Annotated in this window: 16 protein-coding genes and 1 riboswitch; of the genes, 10 read left to right on the top strand and 6 right to left on the bottom strand. The window is 55.2% G+C overall.

Features of this window, described 5'->3' with window-relative positions; translation table 11 throughout:
• The first annotated feature begins 231 nt into the window (after window positions 1-231).
• From BMW43_RS13510 to pflA, 3 genes are all read left to right on the top strand, one after another.
• Window positions 232-1,116: a hypothetical protein gene (locus tag BMW43_RS13510; protein WP_091748498.1), complete on the top strand. Its 885-nt coding sequence runs from the start codon at window positions 232-234 to the stop codon at window positions 1,114-1,116.
• Between the two features lie 80 nt (window positions 1,117-1,196).
• Window positions 1,197-1,284, top strand: a riboswitch (ZMP/ZTP riboswitch).
• 85 nt (window positions 1,285-1,369) lie between these two features.
• A complete protein-coding gene (gene pflB, locus BMW43_RS13505; protein ID WP_091748495.1) occupies window positions 1,370-3,598 on the top strand; it encodes a formate C-acetyltransferase in 2,229 nt (742 codons plus the stop codon).
• Window positions 3,599-3,622: 24 nt separating this feature from the next.
• Complete coding sequence (gene pflA / locus BMW43_RS13500) at window positions 3,623-4,345, top strand: pyruvate formate-lyase-activating protein (RefSeq protein ID WP_091748491.1); 723 nt, start codon at window positions 3,623-3,625, stop codon at window positions 4,343-4,345.
• 67 nt (window positions 4,346-4,412) lie between these two features.
• On the opposite strand, the gene fliB is transcribed toward pflA, so the two are convergent.
• Entirely contained in the window at window positions 4,413-5,360 is a 948-nt protein-coding gene (gene fliB, locus BMW43_RS13495; RefSeq protein ID WP_091748487.1) for a flagellin lysine-N-methylase, read from the bottom strand.
• A 229-nt stretch (window positions 5,361-5,589) separates the two neighbouring features.
• On the opposite strand from fliB, the gene BMW43_RS13490 reads away from it, so the two are divergent.
• From BMW43_RS13490 to BMW43_RS13465, 6 genes are all read left to right on the top strand, one after another.
• The gene (locus tag BMW43_RS13490; protein ID WP_091748484.1) at window positions 5,590-6,567 is read left to right on the top strand and encodes a MurR/RpiR family transcriptional regulator; all 978 of its coding nucleotides are present in this window, start codon (window positions 5,590-5,592) and stop codon (window positions 6,565-6,567) included.
• 63 nt (window positions 6,568-6,630) lie between these two features.
• Window positions 6,631-7,965, top strand: coding sequence for an MFS transporter (locus tag BMW43_RS13485; RefSeq protein ID WP_091748482.1), 1,335 nt, complete (start codon window positions 6,631-6,633; stop codon window positions 7,963-7,965).
• Window positions 7,940-9,241, top strand: a complete 1,302-nt coding sequence (locus BMW43_RS13480) for a four-carbon acid sugar kinase family protein (RefSeq protein ID WP_091748479.1) — start codon at window positions 7,940-7,942, stop codon at window positions 9,239-9,241. Before BMW43_RS13485 ends, BMW43_RS13480 begins: the two co-directional genes overlap by 26 nt.
• 62 nt (window positions 9,242-9,303) lie before the next feature.
• Complete coding sequence (gene pdxA, locus BMW43_RS13475; RefSeq protein WP_091748477.1) at window positions 9,304-10,317, top strand: 4-hydroxythreonine-4-phosphate dehydrogenase PdxA; 1,014 nt, start codon at window positions 9,304-9,306, stop codon at window positions 10,315-10,317.
• Window positions 10,314-11,120, top strand: coding sequence for a triose-phosphate isomerase (gene tpiA / locus BMW43_RS13470; protein ID WP_091748475.1), 807 nt, complete (start codon window positions 10,314-10,316; stop codon window positions 11,118-11,120). Before pdxA ends, tpiA begins: the two co-directional genes overlap by 4 nt.
• A 304-nt stretch (window positions 11,121-11,424) precedes the next feature.
• Window positions 11,425-12,324 carry a hypothetical protein gene (locus BMW43_RS13465; RefSeq protein ID WP_091748473.1) on the top strand — a complete coding sequence of 300 codons (900 nt, stop codon included), beginning with the start codon at window positions 11,425-11,427 and terminating at the stop codon, window positions 12,322-12,324.
• 30 nt (window positions 12,325-12,354) lie between these two features.
• Here the strand turns inward: BMW43_RS13465 and BMW43_RS13460 are convergent, their stop codons facing one another.
• From BMW43_RS13460 to BMW43_RS13440, 5 genes are all read right to left on the bottom strand, one after another.
• Window positions 12,355-13,587, bottom strand: coding sequence for an MFS transporter (locus tag BMW43_RS13460; protein ID WP_091748471.1), 1,233 nt, complete (start codon window positions 13,585-13,587; stop codon window positions 12,355-12,357).
• A gap of 194 nt (window positions 13,588-13,781) precedes the next feature.
• Window positions 13,782-14,000, bottom strand: a complete 219-nt coding sequence (locus BMW43_RS13455; protein ID WP_091748470.1) for a (2Fe-2S)-binding protein — start codon at window positions 13,998-14,000, stop codon at window positions 13,782-13,784.
• Between the two features lie 204 nt (window positions 14,001-14,204).
• Window positions 14,205-15,059 carry a 2-oxoacid:ferredoxin oxidoreductase subunit beta gene (locus tag BMW43_RS13450; protein ID WP_091748467.1) on the bottom strand — a complete coding sequence of 285 codons (855 nt, stop codon included), beginning with the start codon at window positions 15,057-15,059 and terminating at the stop codon, window positions 14,205-14,207.
• Complete coding sequence (locus tag BMW43_RS13445; protein WP_091748465.1) at window positions 15,059-16,822, bottom strand: 2-oxoacid:acceptor oxidoreductase subunit alpha; 1,764 nt, start codon at window positions 16,820-16,822, stop codon at window positions 15,059-15,061. Before BMW43_RS13445 ends, BMW43_RS13450 begins: the two co-directional genes overlap by 1 nt.
• A gap of 104 nt (window positions 16,823-16,926) precedes the next feature.
• Window positions 16,927-18,699, bottom strand: a complete 1,773-nt coding sequence (locus BMW43_RS13440) for a putative bifunctional diguanylate cyclase/phosphodiesterase (RefSeq protein ID WP_143050622.1) — start codon at window positions 18,697-18,699, stop codon at window positions 16,927-16,929.
• 461 nt (window positions 18,700-19,160) lie between these two features.
• Between BMW43_RS13440 and BMW43_RS13435 the strand changes: the two genes are divergently transcribed.
• Complete coding sequence (locus BMW43_RS13435) at window positions 19,161-20,360, top strand: Nramp family divalent metal transporter (RefSeq protein ID WP_245732460.1); 1,200 nt, start codon at window positions 19,161-19,163, stop codon at window positions 20,358-20,360.
• Window positions 20,361-20,436: the final 76 nt, after the last annotated feature.

Raw genomic sequence — 20,436 nt, 5'->3', positions numbered from 1 at the left:
CCCGGCATGATCCCGTCTGATCGGCAAACACTACTAAGGAACCACTAATTTATTCACACTGCCAGACTGGCGGATCTTTTTCCGTCTGGCTACGTCAGCAAAACCTTGAAATAGGGACCGCTTTTCCTGCGATTTTACTTCCTTGCCAGCCGAAAAAATCTCTCGCCAGTCTGGCAAGCTCATTAAATCAGCGGTTCCTTAATAAAAATAAGCCGGTAAAGGAGATTAGTTATGAAGCGCATCATTCGTAAATTAGGTAATCAACGGTACAAAAAGCTGCTGGCTGCCGTCGCCGGTGCAGCGGTTATCTCTTCGGCCATGATGCCCGGCCTGCCGGCGGCGCAGGCAAAGTCTTCCGCCGATACACCCCGGCAGGAACACAAAAGCGAAGACCGCCGGGATGACGCCCGCGCCATCCGCTTAGGCGACCCGGTGCGAAAAGTAAAAGAAAATGCCGCCACCTTCGGCTTTAATGTCAGCCGCGACCAGTTCTCCCTGCTGTCCATTTCCCGTGACAGTGCTACCGTACAGGTACGCTCCAGTGGCCGGACCTATAAGGTGGATTTAAAACGGGGCGGCCACGACTGGATTATTACCACCATCCGTGGTATCGGCGACTCCAACCATGCCGCCACCTATGTACCGGCCAGCATGTTTCCGGACTATACCCTGTCGCCGGCAGCCAGCCAGCTCATTCTGTACCAAAACACCAACTTCGACAACTGGCAGTGGCTGGACAGCACCTATACGCCAGGGACAGCCTTCGGTGTCCTGCTCGTCAATCCCCGCTTAGCCGGTACTACGGCGGAGGTTCCGGCCGCTGTAACAGCCCAGGCGGACTCAGTGGATTTTAACCGTCAGTTTCTACTGTACGGCAGCCTGCGGGGAGTGTCCGGCGACGGCTACGGCATTGCACTGAGCAAGGTAGTCCAGACCGGCAACGACTTTACCGTAACCGTCCGGACCAAAAGCCCGCAAAGTGCCGGCACCGCCAGCCAAACCGACAGTTGGGTGCTGCTTGACCGCTCCTTCCTGAATTTCAGCGACCCTGTGGTCATCACCTTTGTCAATCCGGCGGGCGCGGTGCTCAGCACGCTCACCCTGACCGGCCGGTAACCGTCCACTGCAGCAGCACAGATCGACAAATTTTATATTGACTAGTGGACGCCGGCTACTTTATAATGAGATCAAACAGCAAAAAGATGCGGAACTGGCGGAGTGACGTGGGTTACCACAGGGGACCGTATCTTGGGGAGAGAATAGCCGACCGCCTGGGCAAGATATCTGTATTTCTTGCACCAGGCGGTTTTATTATTCTTACAAAATGATCGCCTTTGTGCATGATCATTATCTAAAGGAGGGTTTACTTATGGAAGCTTGGCAACACTTTGTGGCGGGAGCCTGGAATGAGACGATCGATGTGCGTGATTTTATCCAACGCAATTATAAGCCTTATCATGGCGATGACAGCTTTTTATCCGGCCCGACGGCCAAAACGGAAAAGGTCTGGGCTGAATGCCGCCGGTTATTGAAAGCCGAACACGACAATCAGGGTGTGCTGGATGTGGACACTACCGTCGTATCAAGCATTACGTCCCACCGGCCGGGCTATATTGACCGGGAGTCCGAGACAATCGTCGGCCTGCAGACCGACGCGCCGTTAAAGCGCAGTGTCATTGTCAATGGCGGCATCCGTATGGCCGAACAGGCTTGCGAAGCCTACGGCCACAAGCTGAACCCCGTCATCAGTGACATCTACCATAACCATGCCACTACCCACAACACGGCGGTGTTTAATGTATATACTAAGGAAATGAAGCAGGCCCGCAAGGTGGGCATTATCACCGGACTGCCCGACGCCTACGGCCGCGGCCGGATCATCGGCGATTACCGGCGGATTGCCCTGTACGGTATTGACCGCCTGGTGGCCGCCAAGCAGCAGGATCTGACACATCTGGCTTCTTATCCGATTCTGGAAGACATTATCAAGCTGCGGGAAGAAGTGTCCCTGCAAATCAATGCCTTAAAGGCCATCGCGACTATGGCGGCAGAACATGGCTTTGACATCAGCCAGCCGGCAAAAACTGCCCAGGAAGCGGTGCAATGGCTCTACTTCGGCTATCTGGCCGGTATCAAAGAACAAAACGGCGCCGCCATGTCCTTAGGCCGGGTATCGACCTTCCTGGATATCTATATCGAACGCGATCTGGCAAGCGGCGTGCTGACCGAAGCAGAGGCCCAGGAGCTGATCGATCAACTGGTGATCAAGCTGCGTCTGGCCCGCCATCTGCGCACCCCGGAATACAACGAACTGTTCGCCGGCGACCCGCTGTGGGTAACGGAAGCAATTGGCGGTACCGGCCTGGATGGCAGAACGCTGGTTACGGCTACTTCATATCGTATACTGCATACTTTATACAATTTAGGTCCCTCACCGGAGCCCAATCTGACCGTGCTCTGGTCAACCAGCCTGCCGGAAAACTTCAAGAAATTCTGCGCCCAGGTGTCGATCGATACCAGCGCCATTCAATATGAAAGCGACGATCTGATGCGTCCCGTCTATGGCGACGATTACGCTATCGCCTGCTGCGTATCAGCCATGCAGGTCGGCAAGCAAATGCAGTTCTTCGGCGCCCGGGCCAATCTGGCCAAAGCCCTGCTGCTGGCCATCAACGGCGGCCGCGATGAAAAGACCGGCGAACAGGTAGGACCGGTCCTGCCCATTGCGGACGGCGAATATCTGGATTATGAGACGGTGCGGCAAAACTATTCCACCGTGCTGACCTGGCTGGCCGGACTGTACGTCAACACCATGAACGTCATTCACTACATGCATGATAAATATGCCTACGAAAGTGGCCAGATGGCCCTGCACGACACCCAGGTTGAGCGGTTGATGGCCTTTGGCGTAGCCGGACTTTCGGTGGCAGCCGATTCGCTAAGCGCCATCCGTTATGCCAAGGTGCGGCCAATCCGGGATGAACGGGGCATCACCGTTGATTTTGCGGTGGAAGGCGAATTCCCCTGCTTCGGCAATGACGATGACCGGGTCGACAATATCGCCAGGGAACTGCCCGCCGAGTTCTCCCGCCTGTTAAAGCAGCACCCCACCTATCGCAAGGCTACACATACCCTGTCCATTCTCACCATTACCTCCAACGTCATGTATGGCAAAAAGACCGGCGCCACCCCCGACGGACGCAAAGCCGGCCAGGCTTTTGCCCCCGGCGCCAACCCTATGCACGGCCGGGAAAAGCGGGGTGCCCTGGCCGCCATCAATTCGGCCGCCAAGATTTCCTATGAGGACTGCCGGGACGGCATTTCCTACACCTTTTCCATTGTGCCGAAGGCGCTGGGTAAAACACCGGCTGCCCGGGCTGCCAACCTGACGGCACTCTTGGATGCTCATGCGATGCACGGCGGCCATCACATCAATGTCAACGTGCTCAACCGCGAGCTGTTGGAGGACGCCATGGCTCATCCCGAGCAGTACCCGCAGCTCACCATCCGCGTGTCGGGCTATGCAGTTCATTTTGTCAAACTGAGCAAGGCCCATCAGCAGGAAGTTATCAGCCGCACCTTTTATCAGGCCGTATAATAAATACCTTACGGAGGCTATGCCATGCAAGGGTATTACCATTCCATTGAAACTTTCGGCACCGTCGACGGGCCGGGCATACGGTATGTGCTGTTTTTAAGCGGCTGCAACCTGGGCTGCTCTTTCTGTCACAATCCCGATACCTGGCAACGGGGCCAGAAAACCATTACCGTCGACGAGGTGCTGGCCGATATCGACCGCTACCGGTCCTATTACCAATCGTCCGGCGGCGGTCTTACGGTCAGCGGCGGTGAACCCCTGCTGCAGCCCGGCTTTGTCGCCGCCTTGTTTAAAGCAGCCCAAGCCGCCGGCTTGCATACCCTGCTGGATACCTCCGGCCATTGTCCGCCGGAAAACCTGGCAGCCGTCCTCACCCACACCGATATGGTGCAATTCGGTCTGAAAGCGGCCAGCCCACGGCTGCACCACCGGTTAACCGGCACTGACCACCGCCTCATTTTGGCTAATCTCCACTACACCTCGCTGCAGTCCAGCCGCCTGGTGGTCCGCTACGTGCTGATTCCCGGCCTGACCGATACCCCGGAGGAACTGGGCCTGCTGGCCGGCATCATCACGGCGCTGCCTAACCAGCCAACAGTCGAGCTGCTGCCCTACCATACGATGGGCTGTGAAAAATGGGAACAACTTAACCGCCCTTATGCGCTGACTGGTATTCCATCAGCCACCGACCTGGAGACAGAACGGGCTACCGGCTATTTGCACTCAAGAGGCCTTACCGTATTGTAATTTCCCAGCTTACAAACAAGGAGCAGAACGCGCTATAAGCGCATTCTGCTCCTTTCGATTTTCTTCATTAAGGGCGGGCCAGCAGTTGGTATAACGCCTGCCGGTTGTGGCAGTAGCTGCTTTCTATGGCCATAATCAGTTCCCGCACCGCCGCCAATTGGTCCGTCGCCGCGGCGCGCGTCCGTTCGAGTTTATCCTCTATTAGGCTGAGCAGTTTCAAGCTTTCCTGCCAGCCATACAAATAAAAGGGCTTTTTAAATACCAGATTGACCAGGAAGTGTTCACATAGCCGTTCGGCCGGGCCATAGTCGCCCCCGCTGCCGTCACCGGCGGCATCCATATAGTCATAATTACGGTACAGCAGCCGGGTAAGCTGCCCTCCCAGCGCGTCGTCGCCAGCCAGACGCCGCAGCGCCGTAACGGTGTCAGCCAGCAGCCGCAGGCGATGGCTAAGCGGTGCACCGCGCCACTGCAAAATGTCCAGCAGGTGCTGCTCAATCTCGAAATAATAATGAAGCGGATCACTGGCCGGCCGCTGCTGCGGGTGCACGGTCAGCACCACGGCGTCGGGAGCGACGGCAAAGGGCGGACTGTCCTGACGCAGTACCTCCAGCCGGTCGATCTGACAGGCCAGCTCCACCACCCGGGAGCAGCTAAAGCTGAGCGTTAGTTCCAATCCCCGGGCAGTGCTCATCGGGTAGCGGGGAAAGGTCTGACATACGGTATCCAAAAAGCCGTGCCCGGCTTCGCGCTGCAAGCGGCAAAGGTTTTCCCCGCCCAAAAACCAGCAGGCACCGCTATCCTGTTTGGCAATATAGGCGTACTCGCCAGTCTGCCTTGCTCCGGTCAGCGGTACAAAGACCCGCTCAAACTCTGCCTGTCGGCCTGTTTGCCAAAACAGTGTCCGGCTGCGGTCATAGGTTGCTTCATCGACGCTTACCAGCCAGTCGTTGCGGCAGCAGCGGCCGCACATGCCGCAGGCAAAGGACTGGCAAAGACTTGTATAGAGGTACAAACACATCACCTGCTTTCAGAACGTTTCTGCCCGTTATCAGAAGCTCCTAACAAACTGTCTTTTATTTCTCCCTGCCAGGCACTGTCTCCTGCCGCCCGGCAGAGCTTTTTTCCTGCACCGATGTCCATTTTTATAATATTATATAATATAAATTATTATATTGACTTATATAATATTATATAATATAATCAAAATTGTTAGATAATTCTACCAAAAAGGAGCGGTTACGATGACTCATCCACGTTCGCAGGAGAGCGACGCTTTCAACCTTACTAACGCATCGTGTCCGGCCGAAGAATCCGTTAGCGAGACAGCAACCAGCACGGATGGATCCGACCAGCACGATTCTGATACAGCGGCGGCAACCAACCAGGTCCTGGCTCAGCTAACGGAAAGGTACCATGCTTTAGGCCGACAGACCAAACTGGTGGCGGATTACGTGCTCAAGAATCCGAAAAGCGTAGTCCTGTTAAGCATCGCCGAACTGGCCGACCAATGTCAGGTAAGCCAGTTTACGGTAACCCACCTCTGCAAAACTATTGGCCTGTCCGGTTATCAGGAGCTAAAGCTGGCTTTATCCCGGACCTTTATTAAACCGTTGGAGAACATTCACGAAGAAATCGGCGAAACCGACCAAATTCCCGACATAGCGACCAAACTGGCGGAATCTCACACCGCTTCTATTCATTTTACCCGCCAGAATGTCGATATGCAGCAGGTCAAGCGGGTGGTCGACGCGCTGGCCGGCGCCAGCCGGGTAGACATTTATGGCATGGGCAATGCCGGTGTGGCAGCACAGAGCGCACTCAACAAATTTTTCCGTCTGGGGCTGGATGTCCGGGTTCCCCAGGACAGTCACCTGCAATCCATGTACGCTTCACTGCTCAAACCGGGCGATGTGGCCATCGGCATCAGCACCGCCGGCAGCAGCAAGGATGTCCTGGACGCCATGCGCCAGGCTAAACAGGCCGGCGCCACTACCGTGGCCCTGACCAGCCGGGCCGGCTCGCCCTTGGCCAAGACCTGTGAACTTAAGCTGATTACCACTTCCCAGGAGTCCATGTACCGCAGCGAGTCTATGGAAAACCTGATTGCCCAGATTTACCTCCTGGATGTGCTCTATGTCAGTGTCGCCATGCTGAAAAAAGACATGTTCCTCAACAACCTGCAGAAAACCAGAAAAGCCCTGCTGGTCAAAAAAGTATAACAGTCCGGGCAGCAAGAACAGCATAGCTCCCCCTGTCAACCTATATTGTGAGGAGGAGTTTAGATGAGTCGATTCCGTTGGGTTGTTCTAGCCATTATCTTTGTTACCTATGCGATCAATTTCGCCGACCGCAGCAATATCGGCGTAGCGTTGCCTTTTATCCAGAAAGAATTTCACTTTAACAATTTTGAGGCCGGTTCGATTGCCAGTTTCTTTTTCCTGGGCTATGCCATCAGCCAAATACCGGCAGGCTTCTGGCTCAGTAAATTCGGCGCCCGCGGCATGGTGCCGGCTTCGATTTTAGGGTTTTCCCTGTTTACCTATTTGATCGGCACTGCCCAGTCAGTGGCCGCCATCAAATGGTTCCGTCTGGGGCTGGGCATTTTTGAAGGCCCCACGCCGGTCGGTCTGACCTCTACCATCAACAACTGGTTTCCTTCGAAGGAAAAGGCCACCGGTGTCGGCTTCTACATTGCTTCCACCATGTTCGCCCCCATTGTCATCCCGCCGCTGTGCGTCTGGATCGCCACCGAATTCGGCTGGCGCACCATCTTCTACACGTTCTCCCTGCCGGGTTTTGCTATGGCGGTCATCTGGTATCTGCTGGTGCGCAACAAGCCGGCCGAAAGTCCCTATGTAAACGAACAGGAGGTCAGCTATATTCAGGGAGCCGGCGAGACTGCCGCGGTCAAGCAGGCAGAGGCCGTGTCACTGGGCTGGCTGGATAAGCTGATTCGGGCCAAAAATATTGCGAAAATTGAGACTAGAAAGAATATTTTTACCTCCTGGAATATCTGGGGCAACTGCCTGGCCTACTTTATGATGGTCAGCGTGCTGTATGGTTTAATGACCTGGATTCCTTCCTATCTGGTAAACGCCAAGCATTACTCCTTCCTCAAGATGGGCTTTGTCGCCGCCGCGCCGTGGGTGGGCGGGCTGATCGGTTCCATCCTGGGCGGCTGGATTTCCGATAAGCTGCTGCACAAACGCCGGAAACCGACTATGCTGCTGACAGCCCTGTCCACCTGCCTGATGATGGCGGTTATGGTCAATCTGCCGGAAAACTCCACCGCCGTTTCGGCCGCCCTGTTTATGACCGGGTTCCTGCTCAACGTAGGCTGGCCGGCCTTTACCGCCTACCCGATGGGACTTACCACAGGCAGTACTTATCCGATCGCTATTGCCTTAGTCAATAGCGGCGGCAATCTGGGCGGCTTCTTTTCTCCCATGATCGCCGGCGCCCTGCTGGATAAATTCCAGACTTACGACTTTGTCTTCACCTATTTCGGTTTGGCGGCGATTATCGGCTTCTTAATCATTCTGACTCTGGATGAACCGGTAGAAATTAAGAAAACGCAAGGAGAGATACAACATGGCCGAGTGGGCAGTCATTGCTGATGATTTAACCGGCGCCAATACGGCAGGCGTCCTGCTGACCAATAGCTATTTCCGTACATTGACCACTATCGAACACCGCACCATTGAAAAATTCCCTCTTCAGGACTATGACGCCATTGTCGTCAACGCATCCAGCCGCACGCTGGATGCCGCCGAAGCGTATGAACGCATCCGGGAGTGTACCGGTCAACTGCTGCAGCGCGGGATTACCCGCTTTTCCAAACGGATCGACAGCACCATCCGGGGCAATCTGGGGGCCGAAATTGAAGGCATGATGGATGCCCTGCCGGACAATGCCATTGCCTGCGTCGTGGCCGTTTATCCGGCCTCGGGACGCATGGTCGTCGGCGGCTACCAGCTGGTCAACGGCGTACCGGTCCATAAAACCCCGGCTGGCAACGATCCGGTCAAGCCGGTGCACAGCAGCGCGCTGAGTGAGGAAATCAGCACCCAGACGGCCTTGCCACAAGGCTTTATCCCCCTGTCGGTCACGCTGCAGGGCAGCGAGGCCATTACCGCGGCAGCCCGCCGGCAAATTGAACAGGGCGCCCGCATCCTGCTGTTTGACGCCATCACTTTTGCCGATATCGGCGCGATTGCTGAGGGCATTAACCGCCTGCAGGTTCCCTGGTTTGCCGTAGACCCCGGCCCGTTCACGCAAAAGGCCTGCGAACTGGCCTACCTGGGCAAACAGCGGGTCACCCGGAAAAAAGCCGGTAAAGTGTTTATCGTCGCCGCCAGTGCCTCCGACCTGACCCGCAGCCAATTAGCCTATTTGCAGAATGAATGTCAGGCCCACATTATCGACGTGGATATCCGTCACTTCCTCGATTCCGACGAGGAGCAGCCGGTGGAAGAAGTCATCGCCCGCGAAATCTGGGAAATCAGCCAGTGTAATGATGTGTTCGGACTGCGGGCCGCCGGCAATAAGGAGTTTTTAATTGACATTAAGGCCGAAGCCCATAAACGGGGCGTCACCCAGGATGACATTGCCCGGCGCATCACCTACGGCCTGGCCCGCATCGCCCGCAAAGCCCTGCAGCCGGGAATGAATTACTTAAAAGGCATCTATCTGACCGGCGGCGATATGACGGTAGCCTTCTGCCGCGAAAGCCAGGTCGAAGCCATTGAACTGATCGATGAGGTCCAGCCGCACATTTCCTTTGGCACCCTGGTCGGCGGCCCGCTGCACGGCATCGCCCTCATTACCAAGGGCGGCCTGATCGGCGAAACCAACACCGTGATGGTCTGCACCAAATATCTGTTAAACTATTAAACCGCAAGTGGCCGCCAGCCTGGCCGGCACCGCTTGTCTGACAATAAAGGAGTGTTTTCCCCATGCGTCCACTTATCGGCATCACCATCGGCGATCCGGCGGGTATCGGCCCGGAAATCGTCGTCCGCTCGCTGGCCAACCCGGACATCTACCAGCAGGTTCGCCCGCTAATTATCGGCAGCAAAAAAATCGTTGAACGGGCCTTGCTCGTCACCAACAGCCAACTGATCGTGCAGGCTGTCGCCGCTCCGGCGGACGGCACCTACCGGCCCGGCACCGTTGACGTGCTGGATATCGACAACGTGCAGCCCGACGCTGTGCCCTTCGGTGTCATCAGCGCCACCGCCGGTCAGGCTGCCTACGACTATATCAAAACAGCGATTGCCCTGGCACTGGACAAAAGAATTGACGGCATCGCCACCGCCCCGATCCAGAAGGAAGCTATCCACCAGGCCGGCATTCCTTATATCGGTCACACCGAAATGTTTACCGGTCTGACCGATTCGCCCAAGGCGGTTACCATGTTTCATGTCAACAAAATGCGGATTTTCTTCCTCAGCCGCCATCTGTCCCTCTTAAAGGCCTGCCAGTATGTCACCTATGAGAATGTGCTGCCCTTTATCGAAAACTGCGCGGCCGCCATGAAACGGCTGGGTCTGCCCAACGCCCGCCTGGCAGTAGCTGCGCTCAATCCCCACGGCGGCGAACAGGGCCTGTGCGGCGACGAGGAAATGACGGCACTGGCCCCGGCGGTCAAAACCGCTCAGGAAAAGGGCATCCGGGCTATGGGCCCCATTCCGGCCGACTCGATCTTCCGCTTGTTTGACATCGATCAGTGCGATGCCGTCTTGTCGCTCTACCATGACCAGGGCCATATTGCCGCCAAGGTGCACGACCTGGCCCGGACGGTCAGCGTGACCGTCGGTCTGCCTTTCGTCCGCACCTCGGTCGACCACGGCACGGCCTTCGACATTGCCGGCAAAGGCCTGGCCAGTTCCAAAAGTATGGAAGAGTCCATCCGGGTGACCGGACTGTATGTCAACCTAATTCAAGCCAACGGGAGTGATCCGGTATGACCAGCAACAACAGCCCCTACCGCAAGCCCCTCATCGGCACAAGCTGGAAAATGAACAAAACCAACCAGGAGGCACTGGCTTACTTGCAGCGCCTGCAGGAACGGCTCAAAGACGTCTCCACCTCTGTCTTTATCCTGCCACCGTTCAGCGCCCTATCGGAAACGCGGCGGTTTCTGCAAGAGAGCGACAGCCCGCTCCTGTTCGGTTCTCAAAATGTCCACTGGGACGACGCCGGTGCTTTTACCGGCGAAGTATCGGCGCCTATGCTAAAAGAAATCGGCTGCCAGTTTGTCGAAATCAATCACCAAGAACGGCGGCGCTGGTTCAGTGAAACCAACGAAACAGCCAATTGGAAAATCCATGCCGTGCTGCGTAATAATATGTCGCCGATTATCTGCCTGGGCGAAGAAAAACGGGAAACCTGGGATTTGACCGAAGCCTTTCTGCGCTATCAGCTGCTGCAGCTGTTGGCCGGTCTCGAACCGGCGGCGGCAGCCAACATCATCCTGGCCTATGAGCCGCTCTGGGCCATCGGCGCCACCGAGGCCGCCTCACCGGCCCATGTGGCACAGGTTCACGTCTTGCTCCGCCGGCTGCTAACCGAAAAATATGGCACTACGGTAGCTCAAGCCATCCCGCTGCTCTACGGCGGCAGCGTCAACCGGCAAAACGCCGCGGGACTGTCCTTACTGCCCGAGGTGGACGGTCTCTTTGTCGGCCGCGCCGCTCTCGAACCCGACGGCCTGGCCGACCTGGTCGAACTGGCCCTGCAGGCGCCGTCCGCCGCTTCCTCTATCGCTTAACACTCAATCACGATATTCCACCCTAGGGCGTGTTTTCAAGCTATCCAAAACGCTCTCTGGCGGCGCTTTTTGTGCCATACTTCACTAAATCTTTTTGAAATAGGGGCCTCTATTCCTGCCAAAATTTATTTCGTCTGGCGCAAAAATCACTCGCCATGGATCATTCCGTTAGTTTGAAAACACGCCCTAAAGGCCTGACAGCATACCTCCTGTCAGGCCTTCTTTATATGCTATAATAAGAATACATGACAGGCTGGTATCCAGTGACACAAGGTATCGCTGCCTGCCTTAAGGAGTTGATCGCATGCGTCGTTTTATGCCGTTTCTCGTCCTGTTCTGTCTCTGGCTGACTTGGACTCCGGTGGCTGCCGCCCAGACAGCGGCCGAAGACCTGACTTATGAAGTCCAGTCCTACAGCCGGGCCGACACCGGCGAGCTGTATAAAGACCTGCCCTTAACCTGGTATCCGGCTTACGCCCTGCGGGAATTTGACGCCTTTGCGCCGACACCGGGGGCCGACTGGCCGACCGGGCCGGTCAATAAAAAAACGCCGCCGGTCCTCAAAAACTGGCTGGCGGCAGCGCAAAAGCAGCAATGGCTTACCACCAAAACATTAACGTCGGCTGAGATCGGCGCTCTGCTGGTACTCAGCGACAGCTATGGCACCTATCTCGGTGTGATCACCGAACTGCATCCGTCCTATGTATGCTACAAAATGCCCAATGTGGAAGGCCTGCCTTCCCGCTTTCGGCTGGATTTTGCCGATAAAGACACTGGCGGCTACCGCCTGGAGGGTTTGATTCTGCCCCGCAAAGCCGGTTCTGCGGCGCCTTCCTTCGCGCCGTCTCAGGCTTCGGCCGGCACTGAAGCCTACAAAGGACTGCCCGGCAACTCGCCGCTCATCCCCCTGCTTAAAACCTTTGACAGTCACAGCCAAACCCCAATTGCCTGGTCGGCCGATCCGGAGGAATGGATTACGCTGACGGAGGCGCAAGGTCTCACCGTATCCTTTGACCCTCGGGCAGCCAAACCCAACGCCCTGCTGCTCACCTATAAGGACGGCAAGATAGCCGCCTTGAGTCTGGTCCGTGCCGTCTATCCGGATAAACTGATTGTGGAAAAAAGTATCGCCGGCGAACAATATCTCGAACAATTGCCGCTGGATCGGCTTACCGACTTTGCCGCCTATATCTATCCTGAATAGGTAGCCAAAGCGCCGCTACTAATGCTGTCCTTACACGTTGCTTTCCAGGCGCTGAATGTTTTTCAGCGAGGGAAATAATCTCATCCAAATAAGCGCGACAAGTACGGTAGCCACCCCGCCTAAGACAACCGAAGGAACCAGCCCCAGCCAGGTAGCGGCCATGCCTGATTCAAACTCGCCTAACTGATTGGACGTACCCACGAACAAAGCATTAACCGCACTGACCCGGCCGCGCATTTCATCAGGCGTGTTCAGTTGCACTAGCGCACCGCGCACGACCACGCTGATTGTGTCCGCCGTTCCCAGCACAATCAGTGCGCCAATCGACAGGGCAAATGAGGTGGATAAGGCAAAGGCAATGGTCGCCAGGCCAAACACCATGACGGCCAGAAACATTTTCCGGCCAACCTGGTTTTGCAGCGGCCGGTGGGCTAAAAACAAAGCCATCAGCACCGACCCCACCGCCGGCGCGGAACGCAATAGTCCCAAGCCTGCCGGACCGACGAGCAGGATTTTTCTGGCAAAAACCGGCAGCAAAGCAGTGGCACCGCCCAATAGAACCGCAAACAAATCCAGAGAAATGGCGCCTAAAATGACCGGCCTGCTGCGGATAAATGAAAGTCCCAGCAGGGCTGACCGCAAATCCGGTTTCTCACTTTTTACCGCTTCCTGCTTCTTTCTAATTCTACCCAGGAAGAAAATTGACAGAAAGTACAGCCCGCTCACACAGGCAAACACGATTCCCGGCCCATAGGTATACAGCAAACCGCCCAGCGCCGGCCCGGCAATGACCGCCGTCTGGGACGACGAAGCGGCAAGAGCGAGCGCCTGGGGCAAAACCTCCCGGTCCACAACCCCCGTCAACAGCACTTGCATGCACGGCATCTCAAACGTGCGGGCCGCCCCGATAAGAAAGACCAGCGACAAAATCGTTTCCTTAGTAAGCCACCCGGTCAAACTGCCAGCGGCCAGCAGAAAAACACCAAGTCCCTCACTCAATTGACACAACCGGATAATAAGCGTCCGGTTGTAGCGGTCAATCACATGGCCGGCAGGCAGCATCAACAAAACCATCGGCAGGAATTGCAACAGCCCGGCAATGCCCAAATAGAAAGTACTGTTTGTCAGATCATAGATCTGCCAGCCGACGGCCACGCTCAGCATCTGATAAGCCAGGACACTGGCTACCCTGGACAGCCAAAAACATCGAAAATCATGCATCTGCAAAAGGGAAAACCCTTTTGCCTCCCCAGAAACCTGCATCGTATAACTCCTTCATTTCAAAAGCGACTATTCTCGCAAAATTAAGCTATTTACCACTATAAAGAAAACCCGGTTGTTCGTCAATCCGCGACCGCTCAGGCATTTGGCCGACAATCAACACTAAACGCCAAAATACCGCCTATAAATGAAAAAAATCCTGCAACCCGCCCCGACGGCTGAATTGCAGGATTTTTTTATTCGGCGTTTGCCGCCGCGGCCAACAGTTCCTCGATCTTCGGCGTACAGCGCCGTCCGCCACAGGAACCTGAGCCGGCGCCGGTCACCTTCCGTACCTTCTCCACCGTATCGGCACCGCCGGCGATCGCCTCCTTCATGGTAGCCCGGCTAATACCCTTGCACAGGCATACCTTGGTCAGTTTATCCATTATCTCCTGGTTGAGTTCATTTTCCATGAAATCACCACCTTTACGTTAGTACCTTGCCAACCCTAATCCTGTGAATACTGACGGTCTATTTTCCGCAAGCCTTCGTTGTCGTCAGTCAGCATACTTCCGGTATGCCTCCTTTCTCCGCCTCGTCTTGCAAAAAAATAGCCTCGCCATTATGCCCACAGTTTTAGAATTGACAATGTACTAGTATACGGCAAGTGAAAAGAATCATGCCAGTTCATCCATCAGACTATGAATGTTAATAGTGTCAATGGGCTGTTTGACCAAGGGTTCCCCGGCCAGTTGCGGCAGCGAGTCTTCGAAGACAGGCCGTTCGGTCTGATAAAAGACGCCGATGGGGATCTTTTCACCCCACTGTGTCGACAACTCGGCGGCCTTCGCAAAATCAGCAGAATTGTAGTCGGGCAGACTCTGCAGCGGATAAACCCTGTCCATATACCACTGATAGCTGTTGACCTTGTTAAAGGATACGCAAGGCTGCAGGATATCGACCACAGCAAAGCCCTTGTGCTGGACGGCCTGGACCAGGATATCGGCCAGCTTCGCATCGGCCGAAAAGGAACGGGCGACAAAAGTGGCACCGGCGTGCAAGGCCATATGGACGATATTGATCGAATGTTCCACATTCCCCTTGGGTGGCGGGGTAAATTTAGTTGTCATGCCCATTTCGCTGGTCGGCGAAGTCTGGCCCTTGGTCAGGCCATAGACCTGATTGTTGTGAATGAAGTAGGCAATATCCAGATTGCGCCGGGCCGTATGAATAAAATGCCCCATGCCCAAGCCCATCCCATCGCCGTCGCCGCCTTCGGCAATGACGGTCAGATTCCGGTTGGCCAGCTTTAGGCCTGTAGCCACCGGCAGTGTACGGCCATGCAGCGTTTCAATCCGGTAGGTGTTGACATACTGGGCGATCTTGGGCGCACAGCCGATGCCGCTAACCAGGGCGATATTTTCCGGTCCCTCCGGCAGCGACGCCAGGGCTTTTTTCAGTCCGTTCAAAATCCCATAGTCACCGCAGCCGGGACACCAGGTAGGAGTATAGGGTGTTTTCAGTTCTTCCATTAGCCGATCACCTCCTTGATTCGAGCGGCAATTTGCGATGGCACCATGGGCCGCGAATCATATTTCAGATAGACCGCATCAGGCGCATAACCGGTATGAGCTCTGAGCAAAGCTCCCATCTGCGCCGTTTTATTGCATTCGATCAACAGTGTCTTGTTGCATCCTTCCAGCACCTCGCTTACCGCGTCGGCCGGGAAAGGCGACGGATAAAGGATTTGCAGGAAATTAACGTTATGCCCCGCTGCAGCCAATTCCGTCATAGCTTCAAGAATAGCCCCTTTCGTCGAACCCCAGCTAATCACCGTCAACTCGGCCTCAGCCGGTCCGTGCAGCTTAATGCCGGGGATTTCCGCCAGCAGGGCCGGCACCTTGTTAAACAACTTATCCAGGCCTGCTGCCGTAACTTCCGGCTCCCGGGCCGCATATTCCCGGTTGCCCGAACTGTAAAAGCCGTCTTCACCATGGGTATAGCTTGTGGCAATATGCCGGCCGCCCTTCTGTCCGGGAACGGCCCGCGGCGATACGCCGTCTTCCGTCAGCCGGTAGCGCAGGTAGGGCTGATTGCCGGCCAGCCACTCTTCATCGACCAGCTTGCCCCGCTCCACCCTTACCTTGACATCGTCAAAATAGTCATGGGTCAGGGCCGAATCGGCCAGATATTTATCGGTGAGAATAATGCCGGGCATCTGGTATTTTTCCGCCAGATTGAACACCCGGACGGTTTCAAAGAAGCACTCCTCCACATCACCGGGAGCCATGACAATGCGGGGAAATTCCCCCTGTGAGGCATGAACCACAAAGGAGAGGTCAGCCTGGGCCGTGCGGGTCGGCAAGCCGGTGCTCGGACCGCCCCGCTGGGCGTTTACAATAACGATCGGCACTTCCGCCTGGGCGGCAAAGCCCAGCGCCTCCACCATCAGCGAAAATCCGCCGCCGCTGGTGGCAGCTATCGCCCTGGCACCGGCAAAGCCAGCGCCAATCAGCATATTGACCGCCGCGATTTCATCCTCGGCCTGCTTAAAAACAAGGCCGAACTTTTCGGCATGATCAGCCAGGTAGGTCAGTACGCTGGAGCCGGGTGTCATGGGATAGCCGGCGGCAAATTTAACCCCCGCCTTGATGGCGCCCATGGAAATGGCGTCATTGCCGTTAATCAGCATTTTCTTCCGCTTATCGGGAGCAAGGGAAAACGCAAAGGCCTTTTGCCGTTCCTCGCCGTACTCCTCGCCAACTGCCGCAAAGGTCGTCTCTAAAAGCTGGATGTTTTGCTCCTGGACGGCAGGCTTCTTAAACTCCGACCGCATAGCCGCGGCAATCGCTGCCAGCGGGTAGCCGGTAATGGCGCAAAAGGCGCCCAGCATGGCGCTGTTAGCCATAACCTTGGCCGCATCACCGGGCAGCAGGCCGATCAATTTAACCGGATACAGCCGGACACCGGCTGGTATGTTAGCCATATCGGCTTTAACCACATCCTTATCATAAATGACCAAGGCTCCCGGTCGCAGCTTGTTGTAGTTTTGATCCAGCGCCTCCTGTGACAGCGCCCCCAGACAGTCCAGTTCTTCCTCATAAGCCTGCAGCGGCTGGTCACTTAACCGTACCAGACAGGTATTCAAACCGCCCTTGATCAGCGAAGGATATTCATTGACCTGAAAAGCCCACAGTCCATTTCGTCCCCCGGCCTTTGCCACCAGATTTCCCGCACTCATAATGCCATAACCTGCCTGACCGCCAAACAGTACCGTAAACGTCTTTCGACTCATTCCATTCCCTCCTATTGCTGATTATGATAATCCGAATCACGCTTTCCCCGGCAGCCTCTCGCCAAAATAGCTGCAGCTTGTTACTTAAAAGAAGCTACTATGTACTACTTATTGTCTTGCCGTGGCTTATATGCCTTCAAAAAGGGCAGCACCTGTTCTTCCGGCATCGGCTTGCTGATCAGATAACCCTGAATCCGGTCACAGCCGAAACAGGCAAGCCGGCTGTGCTGCAGCCCGGTTTCCACCCCTTCGGCCACCGTTTGCAGCCCCAGCCGGTGAACCAGTGCAATGATGGAATCAACCAGCGGAACCGTCTGCGCATTGCCTTCCAGTTCGTCAATAAACGACTTGTCAATCTTGACCAAATCGACCGGCAAATTTTGCAGATACTTTAACGAGCTATAGCCTGTGCCAAAATCGTCCAGGTGGATTTTCATCCCCCGCTGCCGCAATAGCCGCAGCTTCTCACTATTGGCCTCGAAGGTTTCCATCAGCAGCCCTTCCGTAATCTCAAAGGCGATGTGTTCCGGCGGTATGCCGGCATCTCTAACCACGGCCCACATACTTTCGACAAAATCGCTTTGCAAAAGCTGAATGATGGAAACATTAACCGACAGCAGCATATCCGCATAACCGGCCCGGTGCAGCCGGGCCAAAAAAGCACAGCCCTGCTGCAGCACCCACAGGCCAATGGGAATAATCAAGCCCGTCTCCTCAGCCAGCCGAATAAACTGGAGCGGCGAAACCATGCCAAGCTGCGGACTGTTCCAACGTAGCAAAGCCTCAAACCCGCTTACCCTGCCGTTCGAACAATCGACAATCGGCTGATAGTAAAGCAGCAGTTCGCCGTTATTTAAAGCGTGGCGCAAGTCCTCTTCCAGCACCAGCTTCCGGTAAGCCTCATCCGCCATCGACTGTTCAAAAAAGGCAATCCGGTTATCGGGCTGTCCCTTCGCCCGGCTAAGCGCCAGCTCGGCATGCTTGATCAGCGTCTCCATCGTTGTCCCGTCCTCCGGCAACAGCGCAATACCGACACTGATCGCAATCCGGATCGACCGGTTGCCCACCTTCAGCGGTTCGGCAAAGCAGGCAAGAATATGTTTGGCATAGGTCTGAACGGATGCCCGGTCGTTGATGTCATTGAGCAGAATGACAAATTCATCGTCACCCACTTTCGCCAGAAAATGCTGTGATCCCATCCGTTCCCGTAACATTTCGGCCACCATAAAAAGAATATTATCACCCAAAGAGACACCCAGCGTATCATTGATCGCCTTAAACTTGTCCACATCAAAATACAGGATCGCGCCGCGGTTCCGTTTTTCCCGCAAAACCAGATGAAGCGTCTCCTGCATGGAAATCCGGTTCGGCAGACCTGTCACTACATCAAAATAGGTCAGATAGCGGATAGCTTCCTCCTGCATTTTACCATGAGTCACATCGGTGACCGCTCCGGCCAGCCACAAGGGCTTACCGCCGCTGCCAAAGGCCGCCTTGCCCCGCATAATCACCCATTTCAAACCCTGGGAGGTCATGATCCGGCACTCGAAAATAAACATTCCGCTATGGCGGGCCAAACATTCCGCCAGCGTTGAGCGGACCAGTTCCTGATCCTCCTGTGGAATCAGTGCGGCAAACTCCTCAAATCCGCCGTACTCGTTCCGGATATGCAGCTCCTCCCGGCAACGTTCCGCAAATAGCAGCCGGTTAGTAACCATATCCCATTCCCAGGCAATATCATTGGCTACCTCCAGAAAAACCCGCCCGGCTTTACGCCATTCCCCTGCCGCAAAGCCGGGCGCCAGGGCACGCCTGATATGCTGACGGTATCTTCCTTTCATCTTCTCCCTGTAACTACGGCATCCGTATTTCTTCACCAGCTTCCCCTCCAACCGGCACGACCCTTTCACGTCTGACCGTCATAAGAAAATATATTAAATTCATCAAGTAATACCCTACGTACCGACAGCCGCCAAAACCGGGCTCACCTGCCGTCTTTACCGGCTGCCTCTTGCATGATGTACCGCCTAACCGTCATATACTATAGCATTCCCTGGCATTGCCCGGCTGCCGTCGGCCGGACTTTCCTGCCCGGCCGACTTCTGGCCGAACTAATTTTCGCAACAAATTATCCAGTAATATCTATTTTAGTCATATTTTCGCTAGATTCTTTCATTTTCCTGCCCACTACCTCGCTCTTTCCGGCAAAATGCCGGGCAGGAGTTAGCCCCTTGTTAGCGAATAGACTGATTAACTGTATTTGGAGGTGTTTCTGCTGAACTGGTCCCGTATTTTTCCCAAATCTATCCACGTGCCGGATGTAAGAGCCCGGGAACTGTTGCGTTATCTTGGCCCCGGCATTTTGGTTACCGTCGGTTTTATCGACCCCGGCAACTGGGCCGCCAATATCGCGGCCGGCGCCGATTATGGCTATCTTTTACTCTGGATGGTTACCCTGTCCACGGTCATGCTCATCGTCCTGCAACATAATGTAGCTCACTTAGGCATTGCCACAGGCTACTGCTTATCCGAAGCCGCGACAATATTTTTACCGAAATGGCTGTCCCGTTTGGTTCTGCTTTCGGCGGTTGGCGCCGCTATTGCCACCGCCGTAGCGGAAATTCTGGGCGCGGCCATTGCACTCCGCATTCTGTTCGATCTGCCGCTGTTGGTCGGCACGGTAGCAGCAGCGCTTACCTCGGGCGTGCTGCTCTTAACCAGCTCCTATCAACGGCTGGAAAAATGGATTGTCGGCTTTGTCTCCCTCATTGGCTTTTCCTTTCTGCTGGAGCTCAGCCTGGCTAATATTGACTGGCTGCAGGCCGCCCGCGGCTGGGTCACTCCCGACATTCCGCCCGGCGCCATGCCAATTGTCATGAGTGTGTTAGGTGCTGTCGTCATGCCGCACAATCTATTTTTGCATTCGGAAATTATCCAAAGCCGCCAGTGGAACCTGGAAGACGAAGCAATGATTCAAAAACAACTGAAATACGAATTTTTCGATACCCTCTTTTCCATGCTGCTTGGCTGGGCGATCAACAGCGCCATGATCCTCGTAGCTGCCGCCACCTTCTATCAGGCAGGCCTGCATGTCGATACCCTGGAACAGGCCGAACAGATGCTGCGGCCGCTCTTAGGTAACACCGCCTCGGTTATATTTGCCCTGGCCCTCTTATTTGCCGGTTTTTCCTCCACCAGTACGGCCGGTATGGCGGCAGGCAGCATTTTCGCCGGCATCTTCCGGGAACCGTACAACATCAAAGACGTCCATACCCGCTGGGGCGTGGCCCTTACTTACTTTTTCGCCGTGCTGGTTATTTACTTTATCTCTGATCCGTTTATCGGTCTGGTATACTCGCAAATCATACTCAGCATCCAGTTGCCGATTACCATCTTTTTGCAAATCTATCTGACCTCTTCGCACCGCGTCATGGGCAAATATGCCAATAAGCTGCGTCTAAAAGTAATCCTTGCCGTAATCGGAATTATTGTCAGCCTGCTAAACATCGGACTTCTGATCGACGCGCTTACTTCCTAACGCCTCATTATTCTCGCCTTCAAAATCACGGAAAATGGCAACTATCCTGCCCTGGCCTTTCCGTCTAAGGAGGATT

This window comes from Propionispora vibrioides (assembly GCF_900110485.1).
GTDB lineage: Bacteria > Bacillota > Negativicutes > Propionisporales > Propionisporaceae > Propionispora > Propionispora vibrioides.
This window is presented reverse-complemented; position numbering and strand designations above follow the sequence as displayed.